25 protein-coding genes and 6 tRNA genes are annotated in these 20,498 nt (G+C 41.1%); 19 read left to right on the top strand and 12 right to left on the bottom strand.

What is annotated here, in order from left to right; translation table 11 throughout:
• The first annotated feature begins 12 nt into the window (after positions 1-12).
• Positions 13-387 carry a fluoride efflux transporter CrcB gene (gene crcB / locus BI198_RS09750; RefSeq protein WP_070049384.1) on the top strand — a complete coding sequence of 125 codons (375 nt, stop codon included), beginning with the start codon at positions 13-15 and terminating at the stop codon, positions 385-387.
• Between the two features lie 6 nt (positions 388-393).
• A complete protein-coding gene (gene serS, locus BI198_RS09745) occupies positions 394-1,683 on the top strand; it encodes a serine--tRNA ligase (RefSeq protein WP_070049383.1) in 1,290 nt (429 codons plus the stop codon).
• Between the two features lie 42 nt (positions 1,684-1,725).
• Here the strand turns inward: serS and BI198_RS09740 are convergent, their stop codons facing one another.
• The 5 genes from BI198_RS09740 to BI198_RS09720 all read right to left on the bottom strand — a co-directional run bounded on the left by BI198_RS09740 (position 1,726) and on the right by BI198_RS09720 (position 3,968).
• Entirely contained in the window at positions 1,726-2,061 is a 336-nt protein-coding gene (locus tag BI198_RS09740; protein ID WP_070049382.1) for a TusE/DsrC/DsvC family sulfur relay protein, read from the bottom strand.
• A 45-nt stretch (positions 2,062-2,106) separates the two neighbouring features.
• Entirely contained in the window at positions 2,107-2,397 is a 291-nt protein-coding gene (locus BI198_RS09735; RefSeq protein ID WP_070049381.1) for a DsrH/TusB family sulfur metabolism protein, read from the bottom strand.
• On the bottom strand, positions 2,397-2,753 hold the full coding sequence (gene tusC, locus BI198_RS09730; protein ID WP_070049380.1) for a sulfurtransferase complex subunit TusC: 357 nt from the start codon (positions 2,751-2,753) through the stop codon (positions 2,397-2,399). Before tusC ends, BI198_RS09735 begins: the two co-directional genes overlap by 1 nt.
• Positions 2,754-2,777: 24 nt before the next feature.
• Positions 2,778-3,140, bottom strand: a complete 363-nt coding sequence (gene tusD / locus BI198_RS09725; protein WP_070049379.1) for a sulfurtransferase complex subunit TusD — start codon at positions 3,138-3,140, stop codon at positions 2,778-2,780.
• A 159-nt stretch (positions 3,141-3,299) separates the two neighbouring features.
• Positions 3,300-3,968 (bottom strand): Bax inhibitor-1/YccA family protein, encoded by a 669-nt coding sequence (locus BI198_RS09720; RefSeq protein ID WP_070049378.1) that lies wholly within the window; start codon positions 3,966-3,968, stop codon positions 3,300-3,302.
• A 193-nt stretch (positions 3,969-4,161) separates the two neighbouring features.
• Between BI198_RS09720 and BI198_RS09715 the strand changes: the two genes are divergently transcribed.
• The 10 genes from BI198_RS09715 to BI198_RS09670 all read left to right on the top strand — a co-directional run bounded on the left by BI198_RS09715 (position 4,162) and on the right by BI198_RS09670 (position 9,012).
• Positions 4,162-4,252 (top strand) — tRNA-Ser (locus BI198_RS09715).
• A 260-nt stretch (positions 4,253-4,512) separates the two neighbouring features.
• A tRNA-Ser gene (locus tag BI198_RS09710) sits at positions 4,513-4,603 on the top strand.
• Positions 4,604-4,830: 227 nt separating this feature from the next.
• The gene (gene uvrY, locus BI198_RS09705) at positions 4,831-5,466 is read left to right on the top strand and encodes a UvrY/SirA/GacA family response regulator transcription factor (protein WP_449421114.1); all 636 of its coding nucleotides are present in this window, start codon (positions 4,831-4,833) and stop codon (positions 5,464-5,466) included.
• Positions 5,466-7,283 carry an excinuclease ABC subunit UvrC gene (gene uvrC, locus BI198_RS09700; RefSeq protein ID WP_070049376.1) on the top strand — a complete coding sequence of 606 codons (1,818 nt, stop codon included), beginning with the start codon at positions 5,466-5,468 and terminating at the stop codon, positions 7,281-7,283. Before uvrY ends, uvrC begins: the two co-directional genes overlap by 1 nt.
• A 33-nt stretch (positions 7,284-7,316) precedes the next feature.
• Complete coding sequence (gene pgsA, locus BI198_RS09695) at positions 7,317-7,871, top strand: CDP-diacylglycerol--glycerol-3-phosphate 3-phosphatidyltransferase (RefSeq protein ID WP_070049375.1); 555 nt, start codon at positions 7,317-7,319, stop codon at positions 7,869-7,871.
• A gap of 135 nt (positions 7,872-8,006) precedes the next feature.
• Positions 8,007-8,082: transfer RNA gene (locus BI198_RS09690), tRNA-Gly, on the top strand.
• A 30-nt stretch (positions 8,083-8,112) separates the two neighbouring features.
• Positions 8,113-8,186 (top strand) — tRNA-Cys (locus BI198_RS09685).
• A gap of 115 nt (positions 8,187-8,301) precedes the next feature.
• Positions 8,302-8,388, top strand: a tRNA-Leu gene (locus BI198_RS09680).
• 27 nt (positions 8,389-8,415) lie between these two features.
• A tRNA-Gly gene (locus BI198_RS09675) sits at positions 8,416-8,491 on the top strand.
• A 248-nt stretch (positions 8,492-8,739) separates the two neighbouring features.
• Entirely contained in the window at positions 8,740-9,012 is a 273-nt protein-coding gene (locus BI198_RS09670) for a CBU_0592 family membrane protein (RefSeq protein WP_070049374.1), read from the top strand.
• Positions 9,013-9,161: 149 nt separating this feature from the next.
• Here the strand turns inward: BI198_RS09670 and rluF are convergent, their stop codons facing one another.
• Both rluF and BI198_RS09660 read right to left on the bottom strand, forming a co-directional pair.
• The gene (gene rluF, locus BI198_RS09665; protein WP_070049373.1) at positions 9,162-9,920 is read right to left on the bottom strand and encodes a 23S rRNA pseudouridine(2604) synthase RluF; all 759 of its coding nucleotides are present in this window, start codon (positions 9,918-9,920) and stop codon (positions 9,162-9,164) included.
• Between the two features lie 162 nt (positions 9,921-10,082).
• Positions 10,083-11,720: an electron transfer flavoprotein-ubiquinone oxidoreductase gene (locus BI198_RS09660; RefSeq protein ID WP_201243620.1), complete on the bottom strand. Its 1,638-nt coding sequence runs from the start codon at positions 11,718-11,720 to the stop codon at positions 10,083-10,085.
• Positions 11,721-11,928: 208 nt separating this feature from the next.
• On the opposite strand from BI198_RS09660, the gene BI198_RS09655 reads away from it, so the two are divergent.
• Positions 11,929-12,678, top strand: a complete 750-nt coding sequence (locus BI198_RS09655) for an electron transfer flavoprotein subunit beta/FixA family protein (RefSeq protein WP_070049371.1) — start codon at positions 11,929-11,931, stop codon at positions 12,676-12,678.
• A complete protein-coding gene (locus BI198_RS09650; protein ID WP_070049370.1) occupies positions 12,678-13,604 on the top strand; it encodes an electron transfer flavoprotein subunit alpha/FixB family protein in 927 nt (308 codons plus the stop codon). Before BI198_RS09655 ends, BI198_RS09650 begins: the two co-directional genes overlap by 1 nt.
• Positions 13,605-13,740: 136 nt before the next feature.
• On the opposite strand, the gene fur is transcribed toward BI198_RS09650, so the two are convergent.
• On the bottom strand, positions 13,741-14,187 hold the full coding sequence (fur, locus tag BI198_RS09645; RefSeq protein WP_070049369.1) for a ferric iron uptake transcriptional regulator: 447 nt from the start codon (positions 14,185-14,187) through the stop codon (positions 13,741-13,743).
• A gap of 151 nt (positions 14,188-14,338) precedes the next feature.
• Here fur and BI198_RS09640 point away from each other — a divergent pair, with 151 nt between their 5' ends.
• The gene (locus BI198_RS09640) at positions 14,339-14,809 is read left to right on the top strand and encodes a DUF4442 domain-containing protein (protein WP_070049368.1); all 471 of its coding nucleotides are present in this window, start codon (positions 14,339-14,341) and stop codon (positions 14,807-14,809) included.
• Between the two features lie 78 nt (positions 14,810-14,887).
• On the opposite strand, the gene fldA is transcribed toward BI198_RS09640, so the two are convergent.
• The 4 genes from fldA to BI198_RS09620 all read right to left on the bottom strand — a co-directional run bounded on the left by fldA (position 14,888) and on the right by BI198_RS09620 (position 16,741).
• Positions 14,888-15,418, bottom strand: a complete 531-nt coding sequence (gene fldA, locus BI198_RS09635) for a flavodoxin FldA (protein ID WP_070049367.1) — start codon at positions 15,416-15,418, stop codon at positions 14,888-14,890.
• A 12-nt stretch (positions 15,419-15,430) separates the two neighbouring features.
• Positions 15,431-15,703 (bottom strand): LexA regulated protein, encoded by a 273-nt coding sequence (ybfE, locus tag BI198_RS09630; RefSeq protein WP_070049366.1) that lies wholly within the window; start codon positions 15,701-15,703, stop codon positions 15,431-15,433.
• Between the two features lie 14 nt (positions 15,704-15,717).
• The gene (locus BI198_RS09625; protein ID WP_070049365.1) at positions 15,718-15,915 is read right to left on the bottom strand and encodes a DUF2788 domain-containing protein; all 198 of its coding nucleotides are present in this window, start codon (positions 15,913-15,915) and stop codon (positions 15,718-15,720) included.
• Positions 15,916-15,979: 64 nt separating this feature from the next.
• Positions 15,980-16,741: an alpha/beta fold hydrolase gene (locus BI198_RS09620; RefSeq protein ID WP_070049364.1), complete on the bottom strand. Its 762-nt coding sequence runs from the start codon at positions 16,739-16,741 to the stop codon at positions 15,980-15,982.
• Positions 16,742-16,849: 108 nt separating this feature from the next.
• Between BI198_RS09620 and seqA the strand changes: the two genes are divergently transcribed.
• From seqA to BI198_RS09600, 4 genes are all read left to right on the top strand, one after another.
• Positions 16,850-17,389, top strand: coding sequence for a replication initiation negative regulator SeqA (gene seqA / locus BI198_RS09615; protein ID WP_070049363.1), 540 nt, complete (start codon positions 16,850-16,852; stop codon positions 17,387-17,389).
• A gap of 9 nt (positions 17,390-17,398) precedes the next feature.
• Positions 17,399-19,051 (top strand): phosphoglucomutase (alpha-D-glucose-1,6-bisphosphate-dependent), encoded by a 1,653-nt coding sequence (gene pgm, locus BI198_RS09610; RefSeq protein ID WP_070049362.1) that lies wholly within the window; start codon positions 17,399-17,401, stop codon positions 19,049-19,051.
• Between the two features lie 100 nt (positions 19,052-19,151).
• Positions 19,152-19,967: an SAM-dependent methyltransferase gene (locus tag BI198_RS09605; protein ID WP_235605299.1), complete on the top strand. Its 816-nt coding sequence runs from the start codon at positions 19,152-19,154 to the stop codon at positions 19,965-19,967.
• On the top strand, positions 19,948-20,496 hold the full coding sequence (locus BI198_RS09600) for a GNAT family N-acetyltransferase (protein ID WP_070049361.1): 549 nt from the start codon (positions 19,948-19,950) through the stop codon (positions 20,494-20,496). The genes BI198_RS09605 and BI198_RS09600 overlap by 20 nt, the downstream gene beginning before the upstream one ends.
• The last annotated feature ends 2 nt before the right edge of the window (positions 20,497-20,498 follow it).

Genomic DNA, 20,498 nt, shown 5'->3' with positions numbered 1-20,498 from the left:
GTTGGAGCTGAGATGTTAACCTATCTAGCCATTGCCTTAGGTGGCGCTTTAGGCGCATGTATGCGCTACGGCACTAACGAAATAATGGTGAATGTTTTTGGTAAAGCATTCCCTTTTGGTACATTGCTGGTTAATATTCTCGGCTCATTTGCAATGGGCGTGCTGTATAGCATGTTCAGTAGCGGCTTTTTGGCCGTATCACCTTGGCGGGCACTATTAAGTATTGGCTTGCTGGGGGCCTTCACAACGTTTTCGACGTTTTCGCTAGATACCGTGTTGTTATTACAGCAAGGAGACTGGCTGAAGGCTATCGCCAACGTATTACTTAATGTGTTGTTGTGTTTAACGCTCGCCTGGTTTGGCTTAAAACTAGGCTCAATGAAGTAAAAGACTATGCTTGATCCAAAATACTTACGTACAGATTTAGACCAAACCGCCGCGCGTTTAGCTCAACGTGGCTTTACCCTTGATGTTACTCGCTTAACCGAGCTAGAAGCATCACGTAAATTACTGCAAGTGGAAACACAAGATTTACAGAGCCTGCGTAACAGTAAATCTAAGGGTATTGGCCAAGCAAAAGCCCGCGGTGAAGATATTACTGCCTTACTGGCTGAAGTAGATGGCTTAGGTGAAAAGCTAGAAGCAGCAAAACAGCAACTAGATGTGGTGTTAGCTGAAGTAGAGCAAATAGCGTTAAGCGTACCTAATTTAGCCGATGAGTTAGTTCCTGTAGGCGCGGATGAAAACGACAATCAAGAAGTTAGCCGTGTTGGTACGCCGCGCGAATTTACTTTTGCCGTGCAAGATCATGTCGCTTTAGGTGAAGCTTTAGATAAAGGTTTAGATTTTGAAAGTGCCGTTAAATTAACCGGCTCTCGGTTTGTGGTTATGCGCGGTAAAGTGGCGCGTTTACATCGGGCTTTAAGCCAGTTTATGCTGGATTTGCATACTGAGCAGCATGGTTATACTGAGTTATATGTGCCGTATTTAGTAAACCACGATAGCCTATATGGCACCGGCCAATTGCCTAAATTTGGTGGTGATTTATTTCATACCCAACCAGCGACTGAAGAAGGCCAAGGTTTAGCGTTAATTCCAACCGCTGAAGTCCCGATGACCAACTTAGCGCGAGATCATATCTTTGATGCCGCTGAATTGCCGGTTAAATACACTGCACACACGCCGTGTTTTAGAAGTGAAGCGGGCTCTTATGGTCGTGATACGCGTGGTTTAATTCGTCAGCACCAGTTTGATAAAGTTGAATTAGTGCAAATGGTACAGCCTGAGCATTCAATGCAAGCGTTAGAGCAGTTAACTGGCCATGCCGAAACCGTTTTACAGCTATTAGAATTACCATATCGAAAAATGCTGTTATGTACCGGCGACATGGGCTTTGGCTCAGCAAAAACCTATGATTTAGAAGTGTGGTTACCAGCGCAACAAGCCTATCGTGAAATTTCATCATGTAGCAATATGACAGACTTTCAAGCACGGCGTATGCAAGCACGCTATCGCAGCACTGATATGAAAAAGCCTGAGCTTATTCATACCTTAAATGGCTCTGGCTTAGCGGTAGGCCGTACCTTAGTTGCTATTCTTGAGAACTATCAACAGCAAGATGGCTCTGTGCTTATTCCTGATGTATTAAAGCCTTATATGGGTGGTGTCGAGCGTATTGGTTAATACCCTCGTTATATAAGCGCAGTGTTTGATAAACGCAGCGCTTTATAAACATTTGGCTGGTTTAGGTAAACCAGCCAAGCGTGTTGCTTGTTTAGCTGGCCCTTGTGGAAACAGCATAAACAAATACTTACTGTTACCTTTATCTGCACCCAGTTTATCAGCCATGGCTTTTACTAACATCCGCATTGCCGGTGAGGTATGAAACTGCTGATAAAACTCACGAACAAACCAAACCACTTCCCAATGTGCCGATTGCATCTGAATATTTTCTTGCTCAGCAAAGGCTAGGGCAACATTTTCAGACCAATCTTGCATATTAGCTAAATAACCATGTTTATCTAAGGCTAATACTTTTCCGTCTATATTAAGTTGGTTCATAGTTCTAGTTTCTTCATTACTTAAGGCTTAGTTAACGATCAAGGTTTAGCCCTGTTGCCACAAAATATTCTGGCTGGCTTCAATAGTGAGCTCAACCCATTGTGCAGCGCTTATTATGGTCACGTTAGGGTTTGCAGTTGCCTGTATATTGCGGGCTTGTAAGTCGATATCAAGGGCGTATAGCTGGGTAGTGGGCCAGGTTAAATCTGGGCGTTTTAATAAGTACACCGCATCTTGGCGAAGTAAAATGGCATCTGTAGCTAAACATAACAGCTTAAGCTCGAGGCTATTTTTAATAGGACTTATACTGGCACAGGTAAGAGTGATAAGTTTCATTAGCTGGTAATAACCTGATGTTGGGCAGCGATACTTTGTTGAATAAGAGCCTGATCAGCCATCGTGGCATTGATAGCCAAGTCTGCTGCAGTTAACCCACGCTGTTGCAAAGATGCTTGGCAAACCAGCACGTGCTCAATTTCATATAAATCAAACAACTTAAAGCCATGTTGATAGGGTTTTATTTGTAAGGCGCTAGTGTCATTGATGCTTAATAACTGATAAACGGCATCTGCCATAAACAGTAGGGTCACATTATGTTCAACGGCAGCCAGCGCCATAGCGAGATCAAAACTTTCGCGACCATGGCTAGTATTAAACGGCGAGTGGCGTTGGATAAGCATTATGTTACGCATTAGGACTCACATTAGATATTTTCATTAAAACTGAACCAATTTATCTATGTCTTCTAATAAAATAGCAAACTCAGCTAAGCCGGTGGCAATATAACCCTGTTGCGACGCTAAACTGTCACTAACAACACCGCGCTTTTCAGCGGCAGTTATACAATAGTGTAGGGCGACATTATGTTGCTGACAAAATTGGCTTAACAACAGGCTATGATTAGACTCATCTGACGGCAAATCGATATGCTGCAATGCGGCATAAACTGCATCTTGATATAAAAATATCTGCTTTAGCTGATGACCGCCATCCAGTGCTGCTTGGGCAAATACCAGTGCACTAGCAACACTTTGGCTGCTAAAGCTGGGCGACGTGATAAGCAGAGCGAAACGAGTCATAGCTATACCTAATAATACTCTTTATTAATACTCTTTATAAAAGCCGTTACTTTTAAAAAGCACTTAAAATAAAAATGCCCCTAACAATAGGGGCATTTTAGCGACTTATGCTTAACAGGCAAGTCTGTACATAACAGAGAGTATGCCTATAAAGCTAATTTAGTCGTCACCACCAAAAATGCCTAACAGGCTAAGCAAGTTAACAAAAATGTTAAACACATTTAAGTATAAGCCTACTGTTGCTCGGATATAGTTGGTTTCGCCACCGTGAATAATACGGCTAGTATCAAACAGAATTAATCCTGACATTATTAAGATAACGGCTGCGCTGATGGCTAAACTTAAAGCGGGTATGGCTAAAAAGATATTAGCAATCATTGCTACTACAGCAACCACTAAGCCCACCATTAAAAAACCGCCCATAAAAGAGAAGTCTTTACGGGTAGTTAAAGCGTAAGCAGATAAGCTAAAGAAGATTAACGCTGTGCCACCTAATGCTTGCATGATCATTGTAGGACCATTTGCTAATCCAGCATACATACTCAGCATTGGACCAAGCGACGCGCCCATTACACCGGTAAAACCAAATACCCAAAAGATACCACTGGCTGTGTCGGCTTTTTTATTGACGATAAACAGCATGATAAAACCAGCAACAAAACACACTATTGCCATCATGGGCGGCATATTCATTGCCATGGCAATACCAGCAGTTACTGCACTAAACGCTAACGTCATTGCTAATAGGAAATACGTATTGCGTAGCACCTTATTAATCTCAATGCTGCGACTGGCAGTACCAAGTACAGGGCTTTCTCTATATGACATATTGTTTGTTCTCCTAGATACATAGTTACTAAATACAGTTACTAGATATAATGTAATTGGTTACTTTGAGTATTATCATACCGAGTTAGTTCCGCTTACACTAGCATTGTCGCGGACAAATTGATGAAACAATTAAAAAATTATCTTAAAAAGCTTTCTTTTCTGCTTTAACCTGATTAATATACGCGTCGCCGGAGGGATGGCAGAGCGGTTGAATGCACCGGTCTTGAAAACCGACGTGGGTTTATAGCCCACCAAGAGTTCGAATCTCTTTCCCTCCGCCATTATTTACGAATGCCCGCTGCTTTATATAAAGCAGCGGGCATTTTTGTTTTTATGTTCTTTAAGCCTTAACGTCTTTTATCACTTATATCACTTTTATTAAGCTAACTTGCCTTTGTTAGTGTCCTTACAACAATTAAATACCCCAGACTTTATTGTGCATTAAGTCGGCGAGTTGCTGAATATCTGTGCAAACAAACAAAGTTTTGCAAAAAGCGCTTTACAAAATGTGCTGCAGTTTCTACTATGCGTCCTGTGTTGCGGAGGGATGGCAGAGCGGTTGAATGCACCGGTCTTGAAAACCGGCGTGGGTTTATAGCCCACCAAGAGTTCGAATCTCTTTCCCTCCGCCACTTCTTTCCTTGTTAGCTCCCTTCTTGTTTAAATCCTTGATATTAAATACAAAAAATTAAAACATCGGCTGTTCTATCATAACGTTTTAATTTCTGGCAAACTAATCCTTGTAAATTGCTTGATGTGTTCATAATGTGTTCAGTGTTAGCAAGATTTACCTTGTTAAGTTATGCTATAGCTATTAATTATTATAAAAACCAGTATACGGAGAAGCCAATTGATCAACGTGTTGTTAGTTGATGACCACGAGCTTGTACGTACTGGGATCAGTCGCATACTAATGGATGAGCGCGGTATCAGGGTGATAGGTGAAGCTGGTTCTGGTGAGGACGCTCTAATATTTTGTCGTCAAAATGAGCCTGATGTTGTGCTGATGGATATGAATATGCCTGGTATGGGAGGCATGAGTGCGACTAAACGCATTTTACATTATTGCCCCGATATTAAAATTTTAGCGTTATCGGTTTCCTGTGAAGAGCCAGTACCGACTAAAGTAATGCAGTTGGGTGCTGCCGGCTTTATTTCCAAAAACTCCCCGCCAAAAGAAATGATTGCGGCCATTCGCAAAGTACATACCGGTGTGCGGCATATTTCTGATGAAGTTGCCCAGAAGATGGCACTTAGCCGAGTGAATAACTTAAATGGCAATCCATTTCATGAACTTTCCGATCGTGAATTGCAAATCATGATGATGATAACGCAAGGCCAAAAAGTGCCAGATATTGCTTTGCAGCTTAGTGTGAGTTCAAAAACTGTAAACTCGTATCGGTATCGGATGTTTGAAAAGTTGGCTATTAGTGGTGATGTTGAGCTAACACACCTCGCATTTCGTCATGGCATGATTGATATCGCAAAGGCCTAATGTTTAACGCCAAAGAGCTTTTAGCGACAGTTCCCAAGCAACCCGGTGTTTATCGAATGATAAATGCCGCGCAAAAAGTGATTTATGTCGGTAAAGCAAAAGATTTACGGGCCCGTTTAAGCATTTATTTTCGTAGCAAAGTCGATAGTGCCAAAACCCGTTCGTTAGTTAGCCAAATTGCTCAAGTGGAATATACGCTAACGCACAGCGAAACCGAAGCGCTGATCTTAGAAAACAACTTTATTAAAAAATATCTACCGCGCTATAATATTTTACTGCGGGATGATAAATCGTATCCGTATATTTTAATCTCTGATCATAAACATCCGCGTATCAGCTCTCATCGTGGACCACGAAAAAATAAAGGCCAATATTTTGGTCCTTATCCAAATGCAAGGGCAGTGTGGCACAGCCTGAAAACCTTGCAAAAAATATTTCCTATTCGGCAATGTGAAGATAGCTTTTATCGTGCCCGTACTCGGCCATGTTTACAGTATCAATTAAAATTATGCTCAGCACCTTGTGTGGGTAAAGTCTCCGATGAGGATTATCAGCACCAAGTTAAACTAGCCAGTTTATTTTTACAGGGTAAAAACCAGCAAGTTATTGAAGACTTAGTCGGTAAAATGACGCTAGCTAGCGAAGCGATGAATTTTGAACAAGCCGCTCAGTACAGAGATAGCATTACTGCTTTGCGTAAAGTGCAAGAACAGCAAACCGTGACGGGTGAGCATAAAGAGTTGGATATTATTGGTTTAGCTTATTCGCATGGGGTAGCTGCTATTCATGTGTTGTTTGTGCGTGAGCAAAAAGTACTGGGCAGTAAATCATATTTTCCCAAAGTGCCAGCCGAAACTGATAAAACTGAAATTTTAACCGCTTTTTTATTACAGTTTTATCTAGATGGTTATGGCAGTCAGCAGCTGCCTACAGAGATTGTGCTGCCTGAGCTATTAACGGATAGTAATAGCGTTGAACAAGCCATTAGTGAAGTAGCCGGGCGTAAAGTACGCTTAACATTTGCCCAACGCGGTGAAAAAGCTCAGTATCTCAGCTTGGCTCAAAAAAATGCTCAAGTAGCTTGCGACACTAAACAATCGCAATCGCAGAAGATGGCCTTACGCTATCAACAGTTACAAAGCTTATTAGCCATTGAAATGCCCCTGCAACGCATGGAGTGCTTTGATATAAGCCACACTATGGGCCAAGCAACAATTGCCTCTTGTGTGGTGTTTGATGGCCAAGGGCCATTAAAGTCAGAATATCGTCGATATAACGTGTTGGGCATTACAGGTGGCGATGATTATGCTGCAATGCAGTTTGCTTTAGATAAGCGTTATAGTAAGTTGCAAGATATTAGCAAAATACCGGATATAATATTTATTGATGGTGGCCTAGGGCAGTTAAATATTGCCATTGAACAGTTTAGGCTTTGGCCACATGCTAAAAAACCGTTATTAATAGGCGTAGCCAAAGGTACTAGCCGTAAACCGGGCTTAGAGACGCTTATTATTGCTCATAGTGGTCGTAGTATTAATTTAGCCGAAGATGCACCGGCATTACATTTAATACAGCAAATACGGGATGAAGCACACCGTTTTGCTATTACAGGGCATCGCAACAAACGGGGTAAGTCATTAGTGACCAGCCCATTAGAGCAAGTGCCTGGCATAGGAGAAAAACGGCGACAAGCTTTATTGCAGTACTTAGGTGGGCTGCAAGGTGTTATGCGTTCGTCCGTTGCAGAAATTAGCTCGGTACCGGGTATTTCAAAGCAACAGGCGGAAAAGATTTACCAAGCTTGCCATAACAAGTAGCATGGCAGCTATCTATCTATTGAGAAAAATAAGATGTGGACCATTCCCAATCTATTAACTTTGTTTCGGTTAATACTTATCCCTGTATTTTTATGGTGTTTTTATTCGGGTATTGAAAATGCCCGATTCTGGGCAGCTTTTGTGTTTACTTTTGCGGCTATTACAGATGCATTAGATGGCTATTTGGCCCGTAAGCTAGAGCAATCTACGCCTTTTGGTGCTTTTTTAGATCCGGTTGCTGACAAAGTGATGGTCGCAGTGGCCTTAGTACTTGTTGCGGTAGACAGTTCATCTTTATGGGTAACGATACCGGCGATTATTATGATTGGCCGGGAAATTATTATTTCAGCCCTGCGTGAATGGATGGCAGAGCTAGGTAAAAGGGCAAATGTTGCAGTATCAGATTTAGGCAAGTATAAAACCATCGCCCAAATGTTAGCCTTAATCGGTTTAATTTGGCGCCCAGAATGGTGGTTAGTTAGTTGGTTCTCCCCTGCGGGGATGATTTTATTGTACCTAGCAACCGTGTTAACGCTATGGTCAATGTATGAATATTTAAAAGCGGCTTGGCAAGATTTAGCCCAATAAGGCGTTAAGTTGCTGCTTATTGCAGCAACTGAGTTAAAATTTAATCAGTCAGACACAAAAGCAGGATTTTGTTATTGACTGCATGATTAAAAACAGTAGAATGCGTCTCGTGTTAAGGCACATGGCCATCACGATGCGAGTATAGCTCAGCTGGTAGAGCGCGACCTTGCCAAGGTCGAGGTCACGAGTTCGAATCTCGTTACTCGCTCCAACTCTTTCAAAGAGTGTACATTGTTTGAATGGCGGGTTGGCAGAATGGCCATGCAGCGGATTGCAAATCCGTCCATCTCGGTTCGACTCCGGGACCCGCCTCCATAACAAAGTGCGATACACTTTTTATAATTTTTTTATAAAGAGTGACGAAAAAGAGTTGTTGTAAAAATAAGTGTTAAAGTTGTAAAGTAATACCAGTTACATAGAAAGGTTGTCTGCCCGGGTGGTGAAATCGGTAGACACAAGGGATTTAAAATCCCTCGCTCGAAAGGGCATGCCGGTTCAAGTCCGGCCCCGGGCACCATTTACTTACCAGAGTAAATGCAGATTTGCGAGTATAGCTCAGCTGGTAGAGCGCGACCTTGCCAAGGTCGAGGTCACGAGTTCGAATCTCGTTACTCGCTCCAAATTAGTAAAAAACGCAGCTTAATAGCTGCGTTTTTTCGTTTAATGCGGTTAACTTTTATTCGCGTCTCAATGATTACCCTGTCATGTTTTTACTTAGTCGTTTTACACAGCACAAGCGTCGCTATGACAGCGTTAAGACTCACAGTAAGAAAATTGTACAGACAAGCTGTCTCTTGGATTGAGAGTCGTCCTACCCATGGAAAGGGCCAGCATATTTGGACGAGTTTAGCTTGGAGTAACAAAAAGTATGAATATGGATTTATTAGCCGATATTATTGGCATGATGGGTACAGGTTTAGTAGTGGGAGCGTTCTTTTTATTACAATTGAATAAAGTGAACCCCAATGGACTCAATTATAATCTGATGAATTTAACCGGCGCCTTGTTTTTATTATTTAGCTTATGCATTAACTTTAATCTGGCCAGTTTTGTGATTGAAATATTTTGGATCATAGCCTCACTCATTGGCTTAGTGCGCTATGTGAAAAGCAAAAAAATTGTAGCTGAAACAGGTTTTTAGCCTAAAGAGTCTAACGGGCAACTAAGCCTTTTGCTTATGTATGCTTAAATCATTTGCTCATATAACAAAAACGCAGCTTAAGGGCTGCGTTTTTGTTTGTGCGGCATTTACATACCGCCTAGCTTATTCATCCAGCTTATTCATCCAGCTTATTCATCATAGCTATCGGCTGAACTTACTGCGCTGGCGTCTTTACTTGAAACTATCAGCTGATTATCTAACATTTTAATCTCTTGTTCTGTTAGTAAGCGCCATTGGCCAGGTTTTAACCCCGCTAAACGAACGTGCATAATGCGTACGCGCTTTAAGGTCACTACGTCATAGCCTAAGTATTCGCACATCCGACGAATTTGTCGGTTTAAGCCTTGGGTTAAAATAATTGAAAAGCTTTGCTTAGAACGCTGGGTTACCACACAAGGTTGGGTGATAGTGTTGAGGATGGGCACACCGGCACTCATGTGCTTGATAAAACGCTCTGTAATAGGTTTGTTGACGGTTACGATATAATCCTTCTCATGGGCATTACCCGCGCGCAGGATCTTATTGACGATGTCACCATCGTTAGTTAAAAATATTAACCCTTCAGAGGGTTTATCTAAACGGCCAATAGGGAAGATCCGCTCTGGATATTTAACCGCGTCAATAATATTGCCATGAATATGTCGCTCAGTGGTACAGGTAATACCAACCGGTTTATGATAAGCCAAATATACAGATTTAGGCTTAGCGCGTAATGGTTGGCCGTTTATTAATACCTGATCTTGTTCAGTAACTTTTAATCCCACAGGCGCAAGATTACCGTTTACAGTAACTTGGCCGGACTCAATGTATTTATCGGCTTCACGCCGTGAACAAAATCCAGTATCACTAATAAATTTATTTAATCGATAAAGTCTAGGCTCAGACATAAAGGCAAGTGACTCCAAAAAGCGAATAGGCCGCTAGTTTAGTGCTTAGCAGTGATTTTCGCTACTCTAGCGCCAATATTAGTCGTAGTTTATTTAATTAAAGCAGGAGAGTTGCGCTCTTGGCGGTTAAACCTTGAGCGCGTGTTGATTTATATAAGCCAGCTACATATTAGGATAGTTTGGACCACCACCGCCTTCAGGAGTTACCCAGGTGATGTTTTGCGACGGATCTTTAATGTCGCAGGTTTTACAGTGAATACAGTTTTGGGCATTAATTTGAAATTGCGGCTGATCATTTTCATCTGTGATAACTTCATATACACCCGCTGGGCAATAACGCTGCGCTGGCTCGTTATACAGCGGTAAGTTAACCGAGATAGGGATACTGCTATCTTTTAACTTTAAATGGCAAGGCTGCACTTCTTCATGGTTGGTGTTAGATAAATACACCGAAGATAGGCGGTCAAAGCTAATCACATTATCCGGTTTTGGATATGTAATATCCGCTGACTCACTACAAGGCTTCATTTGGGCGTGATCAAGGCTATTATCTTTTAGCGTAAATGGAAGTTTACCGCCAAACCAGTTTTGCTCGATGGTATTAAAAGCGCCGCCCCAAAAAGTACCAAATTTATGCATGGCAGGGCCAAAGTTACGCGAGCTATATAACTCATCGTATAACCAACTATCTTTTATAGCATCGGCAAATTGTGTTAAGTCTTTACCGCCTAATTCGCCTTCAATTTGTAACTGTGCAAATAACGTTTCAGCGGCCAACATACCTGATTTCATTGCAGTATGGTTGCCTTTAATTTTGGCGAAGTTTAATGTGCCAGCGTCACAGCCGACTAACATGCCGCCATTAAAGGTCATTTTAGGCAGACTGTTTAAGCCGCCTTTAGCGATAGCACGCGCTCCATAACTAATACGTTTACCGCCGCTTAAGTATTGCTTAATTACTGGGTGTTGTTTATAACGCTGAAACTCTTCAAACAGATTAATATTAGGGTTGCTGTAATTTAGATCGATAATTAAGCCAACCACAATTTGCTGGTTTTCGGCATGGTAAAGATAGCCACCACCAGAGGTGTCTTTATTTAACGGCCAACCAGCAGAGTGCACCACTAAACCGGGATGGTGTTTATCGGCGGAGACATCCCAAATTTCTTTAAAACCAAGCGCATAGTGTTGCGGTGAGCGATCTTTATCTAATGAGAAATGCTGGATAAGTTGTTTACCTAAATGACCACGACAGCCCTCAGCAAACACAGTATATTTTGCTCTTAGTTCCATACCGGGTTCAAAGCTAGCTTTAGGTTGGCCTTGTTTATCTAAGCCCATATCACCGATTAAGATGCCTTTAACCACATCATCTTCAATGATTACTTCGCTGGCGGCGAAGCCTGGGAATATTTCTACACCTAATTGCTCAGCTTGTTCGGCTAACCAGCGGCAGATATTGCCCATTGATACGATATAATTACCACTATTATGCATGGTTTTTGGTACGGCAAAATGAGGCAGTTTGGTGGCATTAGCGTCAGATTTAAATAAATAAATATCATCATGCGTTACCGGGGTGGTCACCGGTGCACCCATGGTTTGCCAGTCTGGAAATAATTCTTGTAATGCTTTGGTTTCAAACACCGCACCGGATAAAATATGAGCACCTACTTCAGAGCCTTTTTCAACTACGCACACCATTAATTCTTGTGACGCAGCTTTAGCTTGTTGCATCAGTCGGATAGCAGTAGATAGGCCGGCAGGCCCCGCACCAACGATAACAACATCAAATTCCATTGATTCTCTTTCCACAACTCTGACCTCTTGGCTTATATTGTTTACATTATAAGGGGTATTTTGATATTTGTTAGGGTATTGCAGGTTGACGTTAACGTCAACAATAAGTAGATTGTGGCTAATGAATATAAACCGTTTAGATGACGTATACTCAGTGCAGTTAGATACAGTTGTATAATTATTGCTGGGTACAAACAATGAGGATTTTATGAAAATATTGGTACCGGTAAAGCGGGTGATAGATTACAACGTAAAAGTACGGGTTAAAGCGGATGAAACTGCAGTCGACCTGACTAACGTAAAAATGGCATTAAATCCGTTTTGTGAAATTGCTATTGAAGAAGCAGTACGCTTAAAAGAGGCCGGTGTCGCGACTGAAGTGGTTGTTGTATCAATTGGTGCAACGGCCGTACAAGAGCAACTTCGCACCGCGTTAGCCTTAGGCGCAGACCGAGCGTTACATATTGAGACCAGCCTTAACTTAGATTCACTACAAGTGGCAAAATTATTAGCCAAAGTGGTGGCTGAAGAACAACCAAAACTGGTTATCTTAGGTAAACAAGCTATAGACTCGGATAATAACCAAACGGGCCAAATGTTGGCGGCATTAACGGGAATGGGGCAGGGTACTTTTGCTTCTAAAGTTGAAGTTGTCGATGATAAAGTTAATGTAACCCGTGAAATTGACGGTGGTTTACAAACCGTAGCGTTAACTTTACCTGCAGTGGTATCCACTGACTTACGTTTAAACCAGCCGCGTTATGCTTCATTACCTAATATAATGAAAGCGAAACGTAAACCTTTAGATGTTAAAGCGGCCGACAGTTATGGTGTGTCGTTAGAATCTAAGGTAGCGACTTTAAAAGTTAAAGCACCAGCAACACGTCAGGGCGGTATTACCGTAGCGACGGTTGCAGAGTTAGTTGATAAATTAAAGCATGAAGCAAAGGTGATCTAATGGCTATTTTAATAATCGCAGAGCATAACGAGCAGGGTTTAAAAGCAGAGACATATAAAGTTGTGCAAGCTGCTAGTGCCATTGGTAGCGATATTACGCTGTTAGTCGCCGGTGAAAACTGTACTGAAGCAGCAAAAGAAGCGGCAACGATTCAAGGTGTAAGCAAAGTATTACAGGCCGATAATGCGGCCTATGCGCACCAATTAGCTGAAAACATTGCCGCGCTAGTGGTAGAGCTAGGTAAAGATTACCAACATATTTTAACGGCAGCGACGACGACAGGTAAAAACTTTTTACCTAGAGTTGCGGCTTTATTAGATGTGGCACAAATTTCAGACGTTATTGAAATTGAATCTGCTGATACCTTTGTTCGACCTATCTACGCTGGTAACGCTATCGCAACTGTACAGTCTAGTGACAGCATTAAAGTGCTAACTGTACGCCCAGCAGCGTTTGCAGCAGCTGAAACGGGCAACAGTGCACCCATTGAAATGGTATCCATTGCTACTGACGTTGGTGTATCAACTTTTATTAGCGAAGAGCTAACGAAGTCTGAACGGCCTGAACTCACTGCCGCTAGAATAGTGATATCGGGTGGTCGTGGTATGCAAAATGGTGAAAACTTTAGCTTACTAAATGGTATTGCCGATAAATTGGGTGCGGCTATTGGTGCATCGCGCGCGGCTGTAGATGCTGGCTTTGTACCCAATGATATGCAGGTTGGCCAGACTGGTAAAATTGTTGCTCCAGACTTATATATAGCAGTAGGTATTTCTGGTGCTATTCAGCATTTAGCCGGTATGAAAGATTCTAAAGTTATTGTTGCCATAAACAAAGATGCTGAAGCGCCAATTTTTCAAATTGCCGATTATGGCTTAGTTGCTGATTTATTTACCGTGCTGCCTGAGTTAGAACAGTTACTGTAATAGCAACATACCTATTCTAATCATTGATGTTGGTACAAAAAAGGCACCTTTAAAAGGTGCCTTTTTTTATGAATAAGCTAAAACGTTATAATGAATTTGCTACATATTCTGTAAAAGCTAAGACTGAAATATAATGCTAGAATTTTAGTAGCTGAATATTCTTCTTACATTGCTCAGTATCTTTACATTCACCATATAAGTACAAGCTATGGTGAGTTAATTTCATACCATTTTCTTCAGCTATTTCAAGTTGTTTAGCTTCAATCATATCATCGTGAAACTCAATAACATTACCGCATTTTAAACAGACTAAATGATCATGGTGGTCATTGCCGGCGAGCTCAAATACCGACTTTCCGCCTTCAAAGTGATGGCGAGTAACAATGCCAGCGTCATCAAACTGATTAAGTACGCGATATACTGTTGCTAGACCAATGTCTTCTCCCAGCTCTAATAACAATTTATAAACATCCTCTGCACTAATGTGCTGGTTTTTAGGATCTTGAAGGATTTCTAAAATTTTTACTCTTGGCAGAGTAACTTTTAAACCAGCTTTGCGCAGTTCGCTATTATGATCTGACATAAGACCTCTAACATTAACGTGAATTTGAATCGATTATAAAGGGATTAAACTATTAAGCAAATTGGCTATTTTCTAATTTGTTTAATTGACGACTTGTACTTGAGAATAGGCTTGTTAAACTAACTATAACAGGTCGTACCAGAGTATTTATATGAAATGGTTATTTAAATCCGCGGTTATGCGGCGATTGATTAATTGCTGGCCGCCATTTTTTTTCAGTGGTATCAAAATAGTAAAATTAGATCAGGATTATCGCTATTGTAAAGTTGAATTAAAATCTCGGCCATGGACAAAAAACATAAATCGCAGCCAATATGGTGGCTCAATGTTTTCGATGACCGATCCTATTTATCCGTTAATGTTGATGGGGGTATTGGGTAATAAATATTTTGTATGGGATAGACAAGCCGAAATTAATTTTTTACAGCCAGGCAAAGGTAAACTTTTTGCTGAGTTTTATTTAACGGAAGACAGACTGCAACAAATCAGTCAAGCCACAGCTGAGGGCGAAAAATACTTTCCGCAGTTTAGAATTGACATTAAAGACGACAAGGGCAATGTGGTTTGCGAAGTATTGCGCACCTTATATGTGCGGAAGAAAAGCCAATATCGGCCAAATTAAAGTAGTTATTAATTAAAGAAGTTATAAATTAAAGAAGCTATAAAAAAGCCAGTAAACTAATTTACTGGCTTGAAACGGTTAAAGACCTTCAAACTCTTTCAGGCTTAACTCTTCATAAATTTGTTTACACCAATCTTTAACGCGCTGCTCCGTTAGCTCGGGTTGACGGTCTTCATCGATACCTAAACCGACAAAATGGTCTTCATCTGCTAAGCCTTTAGACGCAACGAAATTATAACTAGCGGTAGGCCATTGACCGACAATAATGGCGCCCTTAGGCTCGATAATGTCACGTAAAGTGCCCATAGCATCGAGAAAGTATTCAGCGTAGTCTTCTTGATCACCACAGCCAAAAATCGCGACGAGTTTATTGGTAAAATCAACTTGCTCTAAATCTGGGAAAAAATCATCCCAATCGCACTGTGCTTCACCGTAGTACCAAGTTGGGATACCAAATAAAATTAAATCAAAAGCGGCAATATCTTCTTTGCTGCTTTTAGCAATATCACGCACATCAAATAAGTGCTTGCCTAACTCTTTCTGGATCATTTTAGCAATATGCTCAGTGTTACCAGTATCACTTCCAAAAAATATGCCTACAGTAGCCATTATCTAACCTTCTTACCTGGTCAACATTTGTGTCAAAATATGTTCAATATAGGCGCTGCGCGTCATATCGGCGTCGCTAGCGTGCTGACTTAGCTGTTCATACAATTTATCAGACACTTTGAACTCTATACGTTTTAAACCTTTACTGCGATCACGCTTGATTTGATTGCGTTTGTTCAGCTTAAGCTGTTCCGTTCGGGGCAACGGATTTGTTTTTGGTCGCCCCGGACGTTTATCTTGTGCAAACAAATCAATAGTGGTGCGATCAGTGGCAATCTTAGCCATTAATCTTAACCTTCTTACTCAAGAAAAAACGGTACTACGCTTTTGATAATAAATACCAGTGGCGACAAAAAGAGCACTAGCCATACAAAAAACCGGCCGAATTTCGGGGCATTGCTTTTTTTCAATACATCTAAAATCGCCATGACGATAAAAGCATACAGAATAAATAAACCCAACCATAATCCAAGGGTTTCAATTTGCTCAAAAGCCAACTTGGTTTCTCCTGGCTGTAAAAATTTGACGGCACTATAGCATAAATTGCTATTAATTAAGCCGTTAAGCCGATAAAAAATCTTGGACTAGTCGGCTGAAAATCGCTGGCTTCTCGGCATGTAACCAATGGCCAGTGCCTTGAATCGTTTTTACTTGCGCCTTTGGGAACTGGGCTAATATTTGTGACTTATGTTCAGCTAAAATATAGTCGGATAATTCACCCTTTATAAATAAACACTCACCGGTAAAGCTACCCTTTTGATCTAGTTCACCATTAATCTTGCTGTATTGCTCAGTTAATGCCGCTAAATTAAAGCGCCAGCTATAATGATCATCTTGTATGGCTAAGCTTTTTAATAAAAATTGGCGTACACCTAGCTCATTAATATAGTGAGCTAAATGTTTATCAGCATCAGAGCGACTTTGGATCTGGCTTAGCGGCACAGCACTTAAACCGGCTAAAATTTGCTGATGCCGAGCCGGGTAGGCTACCGGCGCTATATCGGCCAGAATTAGCTTATCAACGCGCTCTGGGTGAGCCAATGCAAATGCCATGGCAATCTTTCCCCCCATAGAATGGCCAAGAATAGACACTTTAGATAAGCCTAAATGATCTAGGGTTTCTGCTACATCTTCAGCCATTAACGCGTATGTCATTTGCTCGCTATGTGGAGATTGACCATGATTACGCACATCAATATTAATTACATGGTAGTGTTCTGCCAAACTTCGGGCAATAATACCTAAGTTTTCATAACTGCCAAATAGGCCGTGGATCAGCACGATAGGATCGCCTGAACCAGTACAATGGGTATGTAATAGCATATAAAACTCAATGATTTTAAATGATCGTCAGTTTAACAAAGGATGTTGCTGGCGTCAGTCGATAAGGCTTTATATAATGATGGAAATTTTTGTAGGTGGAATAAATATATGAAAACCATCGAAATTGATGAAGAGCTGTACCAGTATATTGCGGGACAAACCCAGCAAATTGGCGAAAGTGCTTCAGATATTTTGCGTCGATTGCTGTTAGGTGATGCGACTATTTCTGATGCAAATGTATCTACAGATACTAATGCAACAAGCCAAGCCGCCGATTCAACTGCAGAGCAAGCAGCGAAGGTTGCAGCGCATGTTTCGGTATTCGATTTAATTAATCGCCAAGAATTACAAACTGAATCTAGTGTTGTTGGCCGATTTTTATTTATATTATCTGTTTTGGCCCGAGCACATAAAAAGCAATTTTCTGCAGTATTAGAGATAAAAGGCCGTAATCGTTTGTATTTTGGCCGTTCGCACGATGAACTATCTGAAGCAGGAAGTAGTACTAATCCGAAACAAATTCCGAATACCGAATTTTGGGTGATGACCAACTCTAATACTACGCGAAAGAAGATGATGTTAACCGAAGCTGCGCTTAAATTAGGTTATACCGAGGCTGAAGCTGAACGTATTCGCGATTTATTATAAGGAATTATCATGGCATTACATCCGTTAGCGGGGCAGCCAATACCGGCTGAATTAGTACCTAATATTAGCCGCTTAATGACAGCCTATTATGTATTAGAGCCGGATGTACAGCAGTTTCCTGAGCATAAAGTAAGCTTTGGCACATCAGGACACAGGGGGAGTGCGTTAAAGCAGACCTTTAATGAACCGCATGTATTGGCAATTTGCCAAGCTATTGCCGATTATCGCAAACAGCAAGGTATTACCGGGCCATTATTTTTAGGTAAAGATACCCATGCTTTATCTGAAGCCGCTTTTGCCACTGCGCTTGAAGTATTAATTGCTAATAAAATCCAAGTCTGTATTCAACAAGATCTTGGCTATACGCCCACGCCAGTTATATCCCATGCTATTTTAGGCCAAAATAAGGGTAAGACTACGCAGCTGGCTGATGGCATTGTTATTACTCCATCGCATAATCCGCCTGAAGATGGTGGTATTAAATATAATCCGCCGCATGGTGGCCCAGCCGATACTGATGCCACAGACTGGATTGAGCAACGGGCTAATGCTTTATTAGACCAAGACTTAGATGGCGTTAAGATGATGCCATATCAATTAGCCTTAGCGTCAGGTTATTGTCAGCATATTGATTATATACAACATTATGTTGATGATTTAGAAAATGTTGTGGATATGGCAGCCATTGCTAAAGCCAATATTCGCATAGCCGTTGATCCAATGGGTGGCTCGGGTATTGCCTATTGGCCACGTATTGCTGAGCGTTATGGTTTAAATCTTACTGTGGTAAATGACAAGGTTGATGCTGCTTTTGCTTTTATGCCATTAGATAAAGACGGCAAAATCCGTATGGATTGCTCTTCAGCTTATGCCATGGCTAACTTAATTCAGCTAAAAAATCAGTATGATATTGCGATAGGCAATGATCCTGATTTTGACCGCCACGGTATCGTTACCGCAAGCGGTGGATTAATGAACCCTAACCACTATCTTGCAACTGCTATTAACTATTTATTGGCTAATAGACCAGGTTGGTCAACTGATTTAGCAATAGGTAAAACCTTGGTTTCAAGTGCCTTAATTGACAGAGTTGTTGCCAGCCGTGGCTGTCAGTTATATGAAGTTCCCGTGGGTTTTAAATGGTTTGTTGAGGGTTTGCATCAGGCTAAACTTGCTTTTGCAGGCGAAGAAAGTGCCGGCGCCAGCTTTTTACGCTTAGACGGTACTGTGTGGAGTACCGATAAAGATGGTTTTATTTTAGGTTTATTAGCAGCAGAAATGTTAGCGAAAACCGGGGTTGATCCTTATCAACAATATCAAGCATTAACCCGAGAATTAGGCGCGCCTTTATATCAACGTATAGATGTTGCTGCCAGTTTAGAACAAAAAACAGCGTTAAAAAAACTAGATGTAAATAGCGTTAGCCAAACCCATTTGGCTGGTGATGAAATTGTATCTGTGCAAACCAGCGCATCTGGAAATAAAGCTGATATTGGTGGCGTAAAGGTAGCTACTCGTAATGGTTGGTTTGCCGCGCGGCCATCAGGCACTGAAGCCAGTTATAAAATATACTTGGAAAGCTTTGTTGACCAAGCGCATTTGTTACAACTAGAGCAGGATGCTAAAAATTTTGTTAATAACGTATTTAGCGCAAATACTTAAATTGAGCCTATTGTAATAAACCTAAGGTAAAAAATAGTTCAACCTGAGTATAGGCAATGCTAGACTGCTGTTAAATTATACAAATAAGCAAACAGGGAATATGTTGCAAAAAGGAAGCTTAGTTTGTGTCGGCACGGGCATGACATTAGGGGCGCATATTAGTCCAATTTCACGAAGCCATATTGAGCAAGCCGATGTGGTATTCGTGTTAGTGTCAGACGGTGTTACTGAACAATGGATCAGCCAGATGAATCCTGACGTGCGTTCATTGCAGCCATTCTATTGTGAAGGTAAGTCACGGATGGAAACTTATCAGCAGATGGTTGACGTGATGCTGGCGCAAGTTAAACAGCAGCGCAACGTTGTTGGCGCATTTTATGGCCATCCCGGTGTATTTGCTTGGGTGCCGCATAATGCGATTAAACAAGCTAAAAAATTAGGGTTTAAGGCATATATGGAGCCTGGTATATCCGCTGAAGATTGTTTGATAGCCGATTTAGCCATCGATCCCGGTCAGTTTGGCTGTCAGCACTATGAAACCAGCCAGTTTATGTTTTATAAACGCACTATTGATAACGCGGCTTACTTAATATTATGGCAAGTGGGTGTAGCAGGTGACCGAAGTTTAGCTAAATTTAGTACCGGTGCTGAATATAAACAACTATTAGTACAATTACTGGCAGAATATTATCCGCTGCAACATCAGGTGATTTTATATGAAGCCATTACGCTACCGCTGCAACAGCCTCGGATTGAATATTTAGCCTTAGCTGACCTGCCATTAGCAACAATGGATTTTAAAACCACTTTAGTCATCCCTCCTAGTCAAAAAATGCAGCTGAATTCAGCATTACTCACACGGTTAGAAGCCTTAACAACGGCTGAGCAGGTCAGTAATGCTACTGAAAACAACTGACGACATCTTAAATTATTTTACATTTACAACACCAAGGCTGAGCCTGAAACCAGTAGACCACACCACGCTGCCGTTTTTAGCTAAATTGTATGGTTGCAGTAATACCATGCACTATATTGCAGCTCCATTTTCTTATGTACAAACTGCTGCGATGCTTAACACTATGCTACGAAAGCAAAAACAGCAGCAATGCGACAGTTTAATTTTACTGCTAAAGAATAAAAACAGTTTAATAGAATATGGCATTAGTGGTATGCCTTACATTGACTTTGTTAATAAAAAGGCTGAAATTGGGGTTATATTATTGTTGAAGTTTCAAAATATAGGTGTGGCATTAGAAGTTATGCGAGCTATTGTCGCCAAGTTAATAGCCCTAGAGATAAAAACTATTTATATGCAAATAAGCCCAACCAATAAAGCGGCGATACTGTTAGCGTCGAAGCTAGGATTTATTGCAAATACTGAAAAAACTCGTTACATATATCAATATGTAGTTAATACTAAAGATAATAAAATATTGAAAGGATAAGT

Origin of the sequence: Rheinheimera salexigens (assembly GCF_001752395.1) — a bacterium.
Taxonomy (GTDB): Bacteria; Pseudomonadota; Gammaproteobacteria; order Enterobacterales; family Alteromonadaceae; genus Alishewanella; species Alishewanella salexigens.
This window is presented reverse-complemented; position numbering and strand designations above follow the sequence as displayed.